16 protein-coding genes are annotated in these 13,479 nt (G+C 72.6%); 2 read left to right on the top strand and 14 right to left on the bottom strand.

Features of this window, described 5'->3' with window-relative positions:
• Window positions 1–142: 142 nt before the first annotated feature.
• From glmM to rplM, 3 genes are all read right to left on the bottom strand, one after another.
• Entirely contained in the window at window positions 143–1,480 is a 1,338-nt protein-coding gene (glmM, locus tag CLV72_RS13115) for a phosphoglucosamine mutase (protein WP_106245196.1), read from the bottom strand.
• A 141-nt stretch (window positions 1,481–1,621) separates the two neighbouring features.
• The gene (gene rpsI / locus CLV72_RS13110) at window positions 1,622–2,149 is read right to left on the bottom strand and encodes a 30S ribosomal protein S9 (RefSeq protein WP_106245194.1); all 528 of its coding nucleotides are present in this window, start codon (window positions 2,147–2,149) and stop codon (window positions 1,622–1,624) included.
• Between the two features lie 46 nt (window positions 2,150–2,195).
• Window positions 2,196–2,648 (bottom strand): 50S ribosomal protein L13, encoded by a 453-nt coding sequence (gene rplM, locus CLV72_RS13105; RefSeq protein WP_106245192.1) that lies wholly within the window; start codon window positions 2,646–2,648, stop codon window positions 2,196–2,198.
• A 633-nt stretch (window positions 2,649–3,281) separates the two neighbouring features.
• Here rplM and CLV72_RS13100 point away from each other — a divergent pair.
• Window positions 3,282–4,736, top strand: a complete 1,455-nt coding sequence (locus tag CLV72_RS13100; protein ID WP_146159446.1) for a hypothetical protein — start codon at window positions 3,282–3,284, stop codon at window positions 4,734–4,736.
• A 16-nt stretch (window positions 4,737–4,752) separates the two neighbouring features.
• Here the strand turns inward: CLV72_RS13100 and CLV72_RS13095 are convergent, their stop codons facing one another.
• The gene (locus tag CLV72_RS13095; RefSeq protein ID WP_106245187.1) at window positions 4,753–5,706 is read right to left on the bottom strand and encodes a LysR family transcriptional regulator; all 954 of its coding nucleotides are present in this window, start codon (window positions 5,704–5,706) and stop codon (window positions 4,753–4,755) included.
• Window positions 5,707–6,002: 296 nt separating this feature from the next.
• Here CLV72_RS13095 and CLV72_RS13090 point away from each other — a divergent pair, with 296 nt between their 5' ends.
• Window positions 6,003–7,160: an NAD-dependent formate dehydrogenase gene (locus CLV72_RS13090; RefSeq protein ID WP_106245185.1), complete on the top strand. Its 1,158-nt coding sequence runs from the start codon at window positions 6,003–6,005 to the stop codon at window positions 7,158–7,160.
• A gap of 40 nt (window positions 7,161–7,200) precedes the next feature.
• Here CLV72_RS13090 and truA read toward each other — a convergent pair whose 3' ends face one another.
• The 10 genes from truA to map all read right to left on the bottom strand — a co-directional run bounded on the left by truA (window position 7,201) and on the right by map (window position 13,457).
• Window positions 7,201–8,103: a tRNA pseudouridine(38-40) synthase TruA gene (truA, locus tag CLV72_RS13085; protein ID WP_106245182.1), complete on the bottom strand. Its 903-nt coding sequence runs from the start codon at window positions 8,101–8,103 to the stop codon at window positions 7,201–7,203.
• Window positions 8,104–8,194: 91 nt separating this feature from the next.
• Window positions 8,195–8,740 (bottom strand): 50S ribosomal protein L17, encoded by a 546-nt coding sequence (gene rplQ, locus CLV72_RS13080; protein WP_106245180.1) that lies wholly within the window; start codon window positions 8,738–8,740, stop codon window positions 8,195–8,197.
• A 51-nt stretch (window positions 8,741–8,791) separates the two neighbouring features.
• Window positions 8,792–9,808 (bottom strand): DNA-directed RNA polymerase subunit alpha, encoded by a 1,017-nt coding sequence (locus tag CLV72_RS13075; RefSeq protein ID WP_106245177.1) that lies wholly within the window; start codon window positions 9,806–9,808, stop codon window positions 8,792–8,794.
• Between the two features lie 109 nt (window positions 9,809–9,917).
• Window positions 9,918–10,322 carry a 30S ribosomal protein S11 gene (rpsK, locus tag CLV72_RS13070; RefSeq protein WP_106245175.1) on the bottom strand — a complete coding sequence of 135 codons (405 nt, stop codon included), beginning with the start codon at window positions 10,320–10,322 and terminating at the stop codon, window positions 9,918–9,920.
• A 50-nt stretch (window positions 10,323–10,372) separates the two neighbouring features.
• The gene (rpsM, locus tag CLV72_RS13065; protein ID WP_106245172.1) at window positions 10,373–10,753 is read right to left on the bottom strand and encodes a 30S ribosomal protein S13; all 381 of its coding nucleotides are present in this window, start codon (window positions 10,751–10,753) and stop codon (window positions 10,373–10,375) included.
• A gap of 135 nt (window positions 10,754–10,888) precedes the next feature.
• A complete protein-coding gene (gene rpmJ, locus CLV72_RS13060) occupies window positions 10,889–11,002 on the bottom strand; it encodes a 50S ribosomal protein L36 (protein WP_106245169.1) in 114 nt (37 codons plus the stop codon).
• A 57-nt stretch (window positions 11,003–11,059) separates the two neighbouring features.
• Window positions 11,060–11,281, bottom strand: a complete 222-nt coding sequence (gene infA, locus CLV72_RS13055; protein WP_106245166.1) for a translation initiation factor IF-1 — start codon at window positions 11,279–11,281, stop codon at window positions 11,060–11,062.
• A gap of 219 nt (window positions 11,282–11,500) precedes the next feature.
• Window positions 11,501–12,085, bottom strand: a complete 585-nt coding sequence (locus CLV72_RS13050; protein ID WP_245930165.1) for a Uma2 family endonuclease — start codon at window positions 12,083–12,085, stop codon at window positions 11,501–11,503.
• 63 nt (window positions 12,086–12,148) lie between these two features.
• On the bottom strand, window positions 12,149–12,610 hold the full coding sequence (locus tag CLV72_RS13045; RefSeq protein ID WP_106245159.1) for a DUF1707 SHOCT-like domain-containing protein: 462 nt from the start codon (window positions 12,608–12,610) through the stop codon (window positions 12,149–12,151).
• On the bottom strand, window positions 12,600–13,457 hold the full coding sequence (gene map, locus CLV72_RS13040; protein WP_425428064.1) for a type I methionyl aminopeptidase: 858 nt from the start codon (window positions 13,455–13,457) through the stop codon (window positions 12,600–12,602). The genes CLV72_RS13045 and map overlap by 11 nt, the downstream gene beginning before the upstream one ends.
• Window positions 13,458–13,479 lie beyond the last annotated feature (22 nt).

The raw sequence follows: 13,479 nt of genomic DNA, 5'->3' as shown, positions 1-13,479 counted from the left end.
TCATCCGCCTGCGCATGTCACTCCACCCCGGGGTCGGCTGCCGTCATGCCAGGAACGAACCTAGGGCCTCGCCGGGTGTTCCGGCCACCCTGGCCGGTAACAGGGCGACATCGGACGGATCCGGCGCGCGTCCGCGGCCCGGTCAGCCCAGTGCCGACTCGACCTCGGCGGCCAGCCGCTCGGCCACCTCGCGCGCCTGCTCCTGCGAGGCCGCCTCGACCATCACCCGCACCACCGGCTCGGTGCCGCTGGGCCGCAGCAGCACCCGGCCGGTCTCGCCCAGCTCGGCCTCGGCCCGCTCGACCGCGCCGGCCAGCTCGGCTGAGGAGCCGACCCGGGACTTGTCCACCCCGCGCACGTTGATCAGCACCTGCGGCAGCCGGGTCATCACCGCGGCCAGCTCGGCCAGCGGCTGCTTGCGCCGCGCCACCACCTCCAGCAGGTGCAGCGCGGTCAGCAGGCCGTCGCCGGTGGTGGCGTGCTCCAGCATGACGACGTGGCCGGACTGCTCGCCGCCCAGCGAGAAGTCGCCCTCGCGCATGGCCTCCAGCACGTAGCGGTCGCCCACCGCCGTCTCGACCACGGTGATCGCGGCCGCGCGCATGGCCAGTTTGAAGCCCAGGTTGGACATGACGGTGGCGACCACGGTGTCCTCGCGCAGCCGGCCGCTCTCGCGCATGTCCAGCGCCAGGACGGCCATGATCTGGTCGCCGTCCACGAAGGAGCCGTCGGCGCTGACCGCCAGGCAGCGGTCGGCGTCGCCGTCGAAGGCGATGCCGAGGCCGGCGCCTGAGGCGCGCACGGCGTCGCGCAGCGCGGTGAGGTCGGTGGAGCCGCAGCCGTCGTTGATGTTCAGGCCGTCGGGGCGGTCGCCGATCCGGATCACCTCGGCGCCCGCGGCGGCCAGCACCTCGGGGCCGATCTGGCTGGCCGCGCCGTTGGCGGAGTCGACCACCACGGTCAGGCCGTCCAGCCGCTGCTCGATGGAGGCGAGCAGGTGCTCGCGGTAGCGGCGCACCTCGGCCTCGGCGTCGGTGACCCGGCCCACGTCGGCGCCGACGGCGAAGCTCGCGGGCCGGCCCAGCTGCGCCTCGATGCGGTCCTCGACGGCGTCGGGCAGCTTGTGCCCGCCGCGGGTGAAGAACTTGACGCCGTTGTCGGGCGCGGGGTTGTGGCTGGCCGAGAGCATCACGCCCAGATCGGCGCCCAGCTCACCGGTGAGGTGCGCGACTCCGGGCGTCGGCAGCACGCCGAGCCGGAGCACGTCCATGCCGGCGCTGGCCAGCCCGGCGACCACCGCCGCCTCCAGGAACTCCCCCGACGCCCGGGGGTCGCGCCCGACGACCGCCACCGGCCGCCGCCCGCCGGCGTCCTCGGCCCGCACCCGCGCGGCCGCGATCGCCAGCTCCATGGCCAGCGGCGCGGTGAGGTCCCGCCCCGCCACGCCCCGTACCCCGTCCGTCCCGAACAAGCGGCCCACGAACTCTCTCGCTTTCCTTCGTGCAACGACTCGGCCCGCCGACCGCCGCCGCGGGGATGCGGGGCGATCGTGCGGGCCGGAGGACTCCCCGCGCCCCGCGGCACAAGCTGCGGGGGCGGGAACAAGCGACAGCGCCGGAGGTCAGCGCTTGGAGTACTGCGGAGCCTTGCGGGCCTTCTTGAGACCGGCCTTCTTGCGCTCGATCTCCCGCGCGTCGCGGGTGAGGAAGCCGGCCTTCTTCAGCGGCGGCCGGTTCTCCACCGGGTCGAGCTGGCTGAGCGCGCGGGCGATGCCGTGCCGCAGCGCGCCGGCCTGGCCGGTGACGCCGCCGCCGTTGATACGGGCGGTGACGTCGTAGGCGCCGTCGAGGCCGAGCGTGACGAACGGCTCCTTGACGATCTGCTGGTGGACCTTGTTCGGGAAGTAGGCGTCCAGCGAACGGCCGTTGATCTTCCACTCGCCCGCGCCCGGCATGAGGCGCACCCGGGCCACGGCTTCCTTGCGCCGGCCGGTTCCCGCGGAGGGACCGGACGCGGCCGACACGGTGCCGGCGTTGTAGTCCGCGGGCAGCGGGGTCTCGCTGGTGTACTCGGCGGGGAACTCTTCGGGGTTGTCCTCAGGAGAGACACCCTCGATCGCGGTGTCCTCGATGCCGGTGGGTTCGGACACGGTTCTTCCTCGTATTTCCTTCGGCTCGCGGGCGACTGGCGGAACGCTAGTGCGCGACCTGGCTGATCTGGGTGATCTGGAACGGCACCGGCTGCTGGGCCGCGTGGGGGTGCTCAGGGCCCGCGTAGACCTTGAGCTTCTTGGCCATCTGGCGGCCGAGGGAGTTCTTCGGCAGCATGCCCTTGACGGCCTTCTCGATCACCCGCTCGGGGCGCTTGGCCATCAGGTCGCCATAGGAGATGGAGCGGAGCCCGCCGGGGTAGCCGGAGTGCCGGTACGCCCGCTTCTGCTCGAGCTTCTTGCCGGTCAGCGCCACCTTGTCGGCATTCACGACGATCACGAAATCGCCGGTGTCGAAGTGCGGCGCGTAGATCGGCTTGTGCTTGCCGCGAAGGAGTGTGGCGACGTGGCTGGCCAGCCGCCCCAGCACGACGTCCTCCGCGTCGATGATGTGCCACTGACGCTGGACGTCGCCGGGCTTAGGGCTGTAAGTGCGCACGGTCGTAAGCCTTCGTTTCGGTCCTTGGTCTGTCGGATGTTGCGGTGCGGCCCGCCAGTCCGGCGAGGTTCCACCGGTCTGGCCGCTTGCTCGGGCGCGGGAGGGTCTGTCAGGACACCGAACCGGCCGCCGGCCACCCGGGGCCCGAAGGACACCCTGACCGGAACGCGAAGAGCGCGGTCATGATGTGCCTTGGGATCAGTCGCGCTAGCATAGCGCACACAACGACGTCCCAGACTACCGGTCACTTCACCGGGGGTCAAAAGACACGCTCACGCACCGTGCTCGCCGCTGCTTCGATCCGCCGGCGGACGTCGCGGGCGGATCGCGGAGCGGTGAGGCTCCTCGAACGCCGCGGCGACCGGCCGGGCCGTCCCTGTACGGTGTCGCTCCGGTGCGGTGCCGTCCCATACAGGTCCGATCAGACCCCTTCCCTTACAAGTATGCCTCCTCCGCGCAGCACTCGTGACATGCTCGCGCCGTGCCCGGCACGTCCGCTCCGCCCCCGTTCGCCCCGCGGCGCCCCGCTCGGTCGCACTTCGCCGGGCTCCGTCCGGCGAGGGGGCGCTACCCTGCTCTGCGACGCCGTCGCTGAGCGTCAGCCCCGCACCGAGGATCCGATAGGCACCAATCGTGCGATCACACCCCAGTGGACCCCAGGACCCGCACCGCCGGCCCGAGCAGGGCGGCGGCGAGCGGTCCCCCCAGCAAGCGCACCAGCCCCCGCCCGACGGCCCCCCGGCCCGGCCCGGGCCGCCGCCCGGACGGCAGCCGTTCGTGGTCCCGCCGCCGCCCAACGCCATGGGCGACCCTCGGCAGCACCCCCAGCACGACCCCTGGCAGGGCACCCCGCCCGGCGGCGCCCGGCCGCCGCACCCCCAGGGCGCCCGGCCCGACTCCGGGCCGCAGCGCCCGCCCGCGGGCGGCCCGCCGCCCGGCCAGGGCTTCCAGCAGCCCTACGCCGCGCCGCCGCCGGGCGCGCGGCAGGGCCCGCCCCCGGGCCAGGGCGGCGGGCACGGCGGCCCGCCCCCGCGCACCCCGGCCGGGCTGCCCAAGCGCGAGCCCAAGGCCGAGCCGCCCAACCCGGCCGACCGCGCCGGGCCCCCGCCGGTGCACACCCAGCCGGCCGTGTTCGCACCCGACACCCGCGAGTCAGGCTCCGGCGAGCAGTGGAGCGCCTTCGGCCAGCCGCCCCGGCGCCGCCCCGACGACGGCCGCGGCTCCGGCCCGGTGCCGTGGTCGGTCTCCCGCCCTGACGACGAGACCGCCAACCTCGCCGCCGTCCCGGCCGACCGCGACCCCCGCGCCACCCGCCTGGACGGCCTGGGCCCCGCCCGGCCCGGCGGGGCCGACGCCACCCGCGTCGGCGGGCTGCCGCCCGTCGACGACTACGACGACCGGGAGCCGCGCCGCGACCCCAGGCGCCGCACCAACGCCGTGCTGATCGGCGCGATCGTGGTGGTCGCCCTCGTCCTGGTGGTCGGGATCGGCGGCTACTTCCTGGGCATGCGCCCCGGCGGCGACCCGGCCGCGCCCGGCGGGGAGCAGGCCGGGCCGGTCGACATCACCAGCGAGAGCACCGACACCGCCCCGCTCGACCCCGCCACCGCCTTCGCCGCCCCCACCCTGGAGACGGCGCAGGGCGAGACCTTCACCCAGGTCACCGCCGCGGCCAGCGACGACTGCGCCACGGCGGCCAGGAACGGCTTCGCCGAGGTGCTGAGCGCCAACGACTGCCGCCAGGTGGCGCGGGCCAGCTACGTCGACGCCGAGCAGCAGTTCGCCGTGACCACCGGCATCGCCGCCTTCGCCGACGCCGAGTCGGCGCGCGCCGCCTACGAGAGCGCGGACTTCGCGGCCGGCGAGTGGTTCACCGGGCTCCAGGGCGACGAGGGCAGCGGCGCCGACCGGCTGCACTACTCCGGCGCGCAGGTCGCCGGCGAGGTGTGGGGCCGCTACGTCACCTTCACCGTGGCCAGCTACAGCAACGGCCGCTTCCCCCCGCAGGAGGACGAGGACCTGGTCCGGCTCAGCCAGGAGTTCGTCGCGCCCGCCTCAGCGGAGGTCGTCCGCCGCGCCGGGGGCTGATCCCGGCCCGCGGCCGTCAGGGCCGGCCCGGGCGCGGCTCCCCGCCCCGGGCCGCCGAGCCGGGGAGCAGCCGGTCCAGCTCGCGCTGGACCCCGCCGCGGCGCGCCACCTCAAGCAGGGCGCGGGCCAGGATCGGCTCAGGGTCGCGGTCGGGCCGCACCAGGCCGACCGGTCGGCTGGCGACCGGATCCACCAGCGGCAGCGCGCGCATGCCCGCGGGCACCCCGAAGACGCGCAGCCAGGCGTGCGGCACGACGCCGGCCCACCGGCCGTCGTGCACATGGGCGTACAGCGCCGCCACCGAGTTGGTCTCCACGGTGGCGGCCGGCTCGGCGTCCACACTGCGGAAGATCTCGTCCAGCACCCTGCGGTTGTGCATGTCCGGGGTGAGCAGGCACAGCGGCAGCCGGGCCGCCTCCGCCCAGCTCGCCGCCTCCGCGGTGGCGAAGCGCCCCTCGGCGTGGGTGAGCAGCACGTACCGCTCCCGGTAGAGCGGGCTGGCGCGCAGGCCGGGCGGCGGTTCGCCGCCCAGGTAGGTGAGGCCGAGGTCCAGCTCGAACTCTGCCAGCTGCCGGTGGATGTCGGCCGACGGCAGCGACAGCACCGAGACGGTCACCAGCGGATGTTCCGCGGCGAAGGGGACGGTGAGCAGCGGCACGGTGGTGAGCGCGGTGGGGATCGCGCCGATCCGCAGCCGGCCGGTCAGCCCCGCGCGCAGCACCCCCAGCTCCTCGGTGAGGCCGTCGCGCTCGGCCAGGATGCGGTACGCCCAGCGCAGCACCCGCTCGCCCTCGGGGGTGAAGCCCTCGAAGCGGGCGCCGCGCCGCACGATCGGCACGTCGAGCTCCGCCTCCAGCTTGCGGATGGCCGCCGACAGGGCGGGCTGCGAGACGTGGCAGGACTCCGCGGCGCGGGCGAAGTGGCGCTCGCGCGCCAGCGCGGTCAGGTACTCCAACTGCCGCAGCAGCACGGCCTCGCCTCCCCGGTCCGCCCCGGCGCCAGCTCCAGCCTAGGCGATAAACGGCGTCTATCGGCCGGGAAGAAAGAATGATTTGACGCCATTTCACGCCAATGGCAGGCTCAATGGCAGAACACCAGCGAATGAGTATGCGAACGGATCAACGGAAGCCATTCAGCCATGTTTCCGATTGACGCCGCATGTCCCCTCTACTTCCCTTTCTCCTCACCTTCCCGCGTATTCGCCCAACGCCGCCCGTCCGGCGCCGCGCAGCGGCGCCGGCGCCGGACGCCGGAAAGGAACCAGCGATGGCCAAGATCGTGGCGGTACTCTACGACGACCCGGTGAGCGGCTACCCGCCGCGCTACGCCCGCGACGGCGTCCCGCGGATCACCGGCTACCCCGGCGGCCAGACCGCGCCCAGCCCCGAGGCGGTCGACTTCACCCCCGGCGAGCTGCTCGGCTCGGTCTCCGGCGGGCTCGGGCTGCGCCGGTACCTGGAGGACGCCGGCCACACCTTCGTGGTCACCTCCGACAAAGAAGGGCCCGACTCCGAATTCGACCGCGAACTCCGCGATGCCGACATCGTCATTTCCCAGCCGTTCTGGCCGGCATATCTCACCGCCGAGCGAATCGCGGCGGCGCCCCGGCTGAAACTGGCGGTCACCGCCGGGATCGGCTCCGACCACGTCGACCTCAAGGCCGCCACCCGTCGCGGCATCACCGTCGCCGAGGTCACCTACAGCAACAGCATCAGCGTCGCCGAGCACGTGGTGATGCAGATCCTGGCGCTGGTCCGCAACTACCTGCCGGCGCACCGCATCGTGCTCGACGGCGGCTGGAACATCGCCGACGCCGTCTCGCGCGCCTACGACCTGGAGGGCATGGCGGTCGGTACCGTCGGCGCCGGGCGGATCGGCACGGCGGTGCTGCGCCGGCTCAAGCCCTTCGACGTGGAGCTGCACTACACGGAGCGGCACCGGCTGCCCGCCGAACTGGAGGCCGAACTGGGCCTCACCTACCACGAGTCGGTGGAGTCGCTGGCCGGCGCGGTCGACGTCCTCACCATCAACGCGCCGCTGCACCCGGGCACCGAGGGCGTCTTCGACGACGCCCTGATCGGCAGGATCAAGCGGGGCGGCTACCTGGTCAACACCGCGCGGGGCCGGATCGTGGACCGCGACGCCGTCGTCCGGGCGCTGCGCAGCGGCCGGCTGGCCGGCTACGCGGGCGACGTCTGGTACCCGCAGCCCGCGCCCGCCGACCACCCCTGGCGCACCGCCCCCAACCACGGCATGACCCCGCACGTGTCGGGCTCCACCCTGTCCGCCCAGGCCCGCTACGCGGCGGGCACCCGGGAGATCCTGGAGAGCTGGTTCGCCGGCCGCCCGATCCGCGAGGAGTACCTGATCGTCGACGGCGGCGCGCTGGCGGGCGCGGGCGCCCACGCCTACACCGTCGGCTGACCGCACAGAAGGCACCGCCCCGCCCGGCCGCGGTCCCGGCTCAGCCGCGGGCGGCCTCCCCGGTCCGGGGCGGCAGGCCGGAGCCGTCGCCGTCCGGCTCCGGCCCGGTGCGGACCCGTCGGGTGAGCCGGGCGCGTTCGGCCATCGCGCCCGGTTCACCCGACGGGTACCGCACCTCCACCAGGGTGAGCCCGTGCGGCGGCACCACGGCCACGCTGGAGTCGCGCACCCCGGCGGCCAGCACCCGCGCGGGCCACTCCGGCCCCCGGCGGCCGTCGCCCACCGCCAGCAGCGCGCCCACGAGCGCGCGCACCATGTTGTGGCAGAAGGCGTCGGCGCGCACCTCGGCCTCGTAGCGGTGCTCCCCGGTCCGCGTCCACAGCAGCCGCTGCAGCTCGCGCACGGTGGTGGCGCCCTCGCGGCGGCGGCAGAAGGCGGCGAAGTCGTGCTCGCCGAGCAGCCGCTCCGCCGCCTCGTTCATGCGCTCGGGGTCCAGCGGGCGGCGGTGCCAGAGCACGTCCCTGCGCCGCAGCGGGTCGACCCCGCCCGGCTCGTCGCTCACCCGGTAGACGTAGCGCCGCGACAGCGCCGAGAAGCGGGCGTCGAAGCCCTCGGGCGCCGGGCCGACCGCCCGCACCCGCACGTCGGGCGGGAGCACCCCGGCCAGCCGCCGCAGCAGCCGGCCGTCCGCCTCCGGCGCCCAGACCGCCTCGGGCAGGTCCAGATGCGCCACCTGGCCGCTGGCGTGCACGCCCGCGTCCGTCCGCCCGGCGACGGTGAGCGCGGCCTCAGGCAGCCGCAGCACCCGCTCCAGCGCCGCCTCCAGCTCGCCCTGCACGGTGCGCCGCCCCGGCTGGCGGGCCCAGCCCGCGAAGTCGGTGCCGTCGTAGGCGATGTCCAGCCGCAGCCGGACTTCCGGCGCCGCCTCGGCCTGCTCGCTCATCGGCCCTCCCGGCCGCGTCCCCGCACGCGAACGCCCGCCGCCCCTGCACGGGACGGCGGGCGCCTGCGGCGGGACGGTGTCCGTCCGCGACTCAGTCCTTCTTGTCGGCCTGCGCCTCGTCGGCGTCGCCCTCGGCCTGGGAGGTCTCGGCGGACCCGGAGGTCTGCGCCGAGGTGGTGTCCTCCGCGGGAGTGTCGCCCGCCTCGGTGGCGGTCTCGGCGGCGGCGCTGCCGGCCGGCTCCTCGGCGGCCGCGGCGGCCGTCTCGGTGCGGGCCGCCAGCTGCTCCCGGACCAGCTCGATCACGGCCATGGGCGCGTTGTCGCCCTTGCGCGGACCGACCTTGGTGATCCGGGTGTAGCCGCCCGGGCGGTTCTCGAAGCTCGGGCCGATCTCGGTGAAGAGCGTGTGGACCACGCTCTTGTCCCGGACCACGGTCATCACCTGGCGGCGGGCGTGCAGATCGCCGCGCTTGGCGAAGGTGATCAGCTTCTCCGCCAGCGGGCGGAGCCGCTTCGCCTTGGCCTCGGTGGTCTTGATCCTGCCGTGCTCGAACAGCGACGTGGCGAGGTTCGCCAGCATCAGTCGCTGGTGAGCGGCGCTGCCCCCGAGCCGCGGGCCCTTGGTGGGCGTGGGCATGTCGTTCTCCTCAGATTGCGGTCCGGCGCCGGTCGGCCGGGATCGATCGCCTTAGTACTGCTCGGTCTCGACGTAGCTGTCCTCGTCGTCGGAACCGTAGGAGTCGGCCGCGCTGGTGGGGTCGAACCCGGGCGGGGAGTCCTTCAGGGACAGCCCCATGTCGACCAGCTTCTGCTTGACCTCCTCGATGGACTTCGCGCCGAAGTTGCGGATGTCCAGCAGGTCCTGCTCGCTGCGGGCCACGAGTTCGCCCACGGAGTGGATGCCCTCGCGCTTGAGGCAGTTGTAGGACCGGACGGTGAGGTTCAGCTCCTCGATGGGCAGCGCGAGGTCGGCCATCAGGGCGGCGTCCGTCGGGGACGGGCCCATGTCGATGCCCTCGGCGTCGACGTTCAGCTCACGCGCCAGGCCGAACAGCTCGACCAGCGTCTTGCCCGAGCTGGCCACCGCGTCGCGGGGCCGGATCGACGGCTTGGTCTCGACGTCCAGGATCAGGCGGTCGAAGTCGGTGCGCTGCTCGACACGGGTGGCCTCGACCTTGTAGGTGACCCGCAGCACCGGCGAGTAGATGGAGTCGATCGGGATCCGGCCGATCTCCTGCCCCGGCTGCTTGTTCTGCGCCGCCGAGACGTAGCCGCGGCCGCGCTCGACCGTCAGCTCCATCTCCAGCTTGCCCTTGCTGTTGAGGGTCGCGATGTGCAGGTCGGGGTTGTGCACCTCGACACCAGCCGGCGGCGCGATGTCGGCCGCGGTGACCTCGCCGGGCCCCTGCTTGCGCAGGTACATGACCACCGGCTCGTCGTGCTCGGAGCTGACCACCAGGCCCTTGAGGTTCAGGATGACCTCGGTGACGTCTTCCTTGACCCCGGGGACGGTGGTGAACTCGTGCTCCACGCCCTCGATGCGGATGCTCGTGATGGCGGCACCCGGGATCGAGGACAGCAGCGTGCGCCGGAGCGAGTTGCCGATGGTGTAGCCGAAGCCCGGCTCCAGCGGCTCGATCACGAACCGGGACCGGTACTCGTCGACCTGCTCTTCCTGCAGGGTCGGACGCTGTGCGATGAGCATTGTTCGTACTCCGTTTCTCCGCGATGCCCGCTATTTGACGAACGCGGATCAGACAGATGGTCCCGCGGCGGCCTTCCGCCGCGGGTTCACCACGGCCGAGCGGTGCGGGTCAGACCCGGCGCCGCTTCGGCGGACGGCACCCGTTGTGCGGGACGGGGGTGACGTCCTGGATCGAGCCGACCTCCAGGCCCGTCGCGGTGAGCGACCGGATGGCGGTCTCCCGGCCGGAGCCGGGGCCCTTGACGAACACGTCCACCTTACGCATGCCGTGCTCCTGGGCACGGCGGGCGGCGGCCTCGGCCGCCATCTGCGCGGCGAACGGGGTGGACTTGCGCGAGCCCTTGAAACCCACCTGGCCCGCGCTGGCCCACGAGATCACCGCGCCGGTGGGGTCGGTGATCGTGACGATCGTGTTGTTGAACGTGCTCTTGATGTGCGCCTGGCCGTGCGCGACGTTCTTCTTCTCCTTGCGGCGCACCTTGCGTGCGGCGCCCTGGCGGCTCTTCGGAGGCATCTGCCCTCTTCACTCCTGGAGATCATCGGTCCGCATGGACCCGATGCGGACTACTTCTTGCCGGCCTTCTTCTTGCCGGCCACGGTCTTCTTCTTGCCCTTGCGGGTGCGCGCGTTGGTCTGGGTGCGCTGACCGTGCACCGGCAGGCCGCGGCGGTGCCGGATGCCCTGGTAGCAGCCGATCTCGATCTTGCGGCGGATGTCGGCGGCCACCTCGCGGCGGAGGTCGCCCTCGATCTTGTAGTTCGCCTCGATCCAGTCGCGCAGCTTGACCAGTTCGTCGTCGCCGAGCTGGTGCACCCGCAGGTCGCCGCTGATGTCGGTGGCCTTGAGGGTCTCCAGGGAACGGGTACGGCCGATGCCGTAGATGTAGGTGAGAGCGACCTCGAGCCGCTTGTCGCGCGGCAGGTCGACGCCGATGAGGCGTGCCATCTGGGCGGTTCTCCTCTTGCTTCGCGGAGGTCCTACGCGCCCCTCCCCGCCTGCCCTGGCGGGGCCCCGGCCTCCGACCGGAGGTGCTTCGCGGTGTTCACGCGAAGGCGGGGCGCGTGTGGGTTGTACGGGGCGTCAGCCCTGGCGCTGCTTGTGCCGCGGGTCGGAGCAGATGACCATGACCCGGCCGTTGCGGCGGATCACTCGGCACTTCGCGCAGATCTTCTTGACGCTCGGCTTGACTTTCACTGATGGCTCCGGGGTCGTCCGCCGCGGCCGCCACGGCGGCGCGGAGGTGCAGGCTAGCTACTTGTAGCGGTAGACGATCCGCCCGCGGGTGAGGTCGTACGGGCTGAGTTCCACGACGACCCGGTCGTCGGGGAGGATCCGGATGTAGTGCATCCGCATCTTGCCGCTGATATGAGCGAGGACCTTGTGCCCGTTGTCGAGCTCGACCCGGAAGAAAGCGTTCGGGAGTGACTCGATAACGGTGCCCTCAATCTCGATGGCGCCGTCCTTCTTGGGCATATCCTCGCTTCATTCGATCGACTAGCTGGATGGACCCGACGCCACCGCCAGATGACGCGCCCGCGAGGCGCGGATACGGGATCGGACGGCGGAGTAGGCGGCCTGGAGACCTCGGGCCGCGCCAGGTGGCGCGACACACTACGACAGACAGACCAGAACCCGCGCGTCAGGTCTTCTTATCGTACCTCTCCCGAAAAGTACTTCGGGCCACGGCGGAACTCAGGGGCGTCCGCTGCCGTACCGGGTGAACGCTGCGGTGTCGATGCTCACATCCGCGAGCGGCTTGGGCAGCTGCACCGCCTCCCCGAACCGGGACTTGTGCTGAGCCCTGTACTCGCCGTCCACCGGATCGGAGTAGGTGACGATGCCGCCGTCGCGAGGGTCGACGAGCAGGTACACCGGGATACCCCACTCCGCGTACTCCTGGACCTTGTTGACCGTGTCGTTGTTCGGATTGCTCAGCGACACGACTTCGACGGCCAGATCCACGATGTCCGCGGGAAAGAGCCAGTCATCCTCGAACTTGACCGCGGCGGGTAGCACGGTGAGGTCCGGGATGGTGTAGTCCTCGCCGTCGTCCACGCCCTCGACCGCGATGTTCTGCAGCGCGGCCCGGTCGTCCCGCAACTGCCGGGCCAACTGCTCCGCGATGTCGTCAATGATTCCGGCGTGCCTTCCCAGTGGTGTCGGCGACACGACCAGACCGCTCCCGACGATCTCTACCCGCCAGCCTTCGGGGACGTTCAGCTGGTTGGCGGCCTCACGGAGAGAGCACGATCGCGGATCCGCTGCGGACAGGGTCATCGCCACGTCTCCTCCTCCCGAGGGCCACTGCCAATGGTACGCGAAACCGCGGTACACATCCTGTCACAGATTGTGTTCGTCCTTGCGCGTACCGATGACGGCGACCGTGACGACCAGCATGACCACGCCCCAGGGGCCGGCCACCCACAGCCACCACGGGTAGAGGAAGCCGCCGGTGCTGGCGGAGATGATGCCCCAGATCACCAGGTTGAGGGCGCTGACGCCGCCCCACATGAACCAGGCGGTGCGCAGCGCGGTGGACTGCCAGGAGTCGCCCCACAGCCCGGTGACGGCGCGGCCGCGCTGCTCGGCGGGGACGGGCAGCCGGTACTGGCGGAGGTCCTCCTCCGGCAGGTCCAGGGTCAGCTCGCGCAGCTCGCCCAGGGTCTTGGCGGTGAACGCCTGCTGGACGCGCTCGTCGAACTCCTGGTAGTCGAGGCGGCCCTGCTCGTAGTGGCCGCGCAGCGCCTGGGCGACCCGGTCGCGGTCGCGGTCGGAGGCACGCGTGCCGGCGCTAGGATCCATCACCCTTCCTCGCGGGGCTCGCGACCGCGTTCACCTGCCCGGTCAGCGCGGCCAGGCCGGCCTGGCCGCCGTCGGCCGCGGTGAGCACCAGCGGGCCGTCAGGGGTGAGGGCCACGGAGTGCTCGAAGTGCGCCGAACGCCTCCCGTCCTGGGTGACCACGGTCCAGTGGTCGGCGAGCACCTCGGTGTGCCGGGTGCCCAGGTTCACCATAGGCTCAATCGCCAGGCACATACCAGACACCAGCGGGGGTCCGTCGCCGCGCTTGCCGCGATTGGCCACGAACGGGTCCATGTGCATCTCGGTGCCGATGCCGTGGCCGCCGTAGCCCTCCACATTGCCGTAGCGGCCCTGGGAGCGGATGTAGCCGTCGACGGCGTGGCCGATGTCGCCCAGGCGGTTGCCCTGCCGGAAGGCGGCGATGCCGTGCCACAGCGACGCCTCGCAGACCGCCAGCAGCCTGCGGTCCTCGTCGCTGATCTCCCCGACGCCGACCGTGACGGCGGCGTCGCCGTGCCAGCCGCCGACGATGGCGCCGCAGTCCAGCGAGATGATGTCGCCCTCGCGCAGCACCTTGTCCGGGCTCGGGATGCCGTGCACGATCTCCTCGTTCACCGAGGCGCAGATGCTGCCCGGGAAGCCGTGGTAGCCCTTGAACGAGGGCACCGCCCCCGAGGAGCGGATGTTGCGCTCGGCGATCGCGTCGAGTTCGGCGGTGGTGATCCCGGGGGCGACCGCGGCGGCGATCTTGGCCAGGGTGTCGGCCACCACCAGCCCGGCCGCGCGCATCTTGCGGATCTGCGCCTCGTTCTTGAGCTGGAACCGCGATGTGCGCTTGCGCAGACCCACGTGTCAATCCCCGATCATGCGG

Origin of the sequence: Allonocardiopsis opalescens (assembly GCF_003002095.1) — a bacterium.
Taxonomy (GTDB): Bacteria; Actinomycetota; Actinomycetes; order Streptosporangiales; family Streptosporangiaceae; genus Allonocardiopsis; species Allonocardiopsis opalescens.
This window is presented reverse-complemented; position numbering and strand designations above follow the sequence as displayed.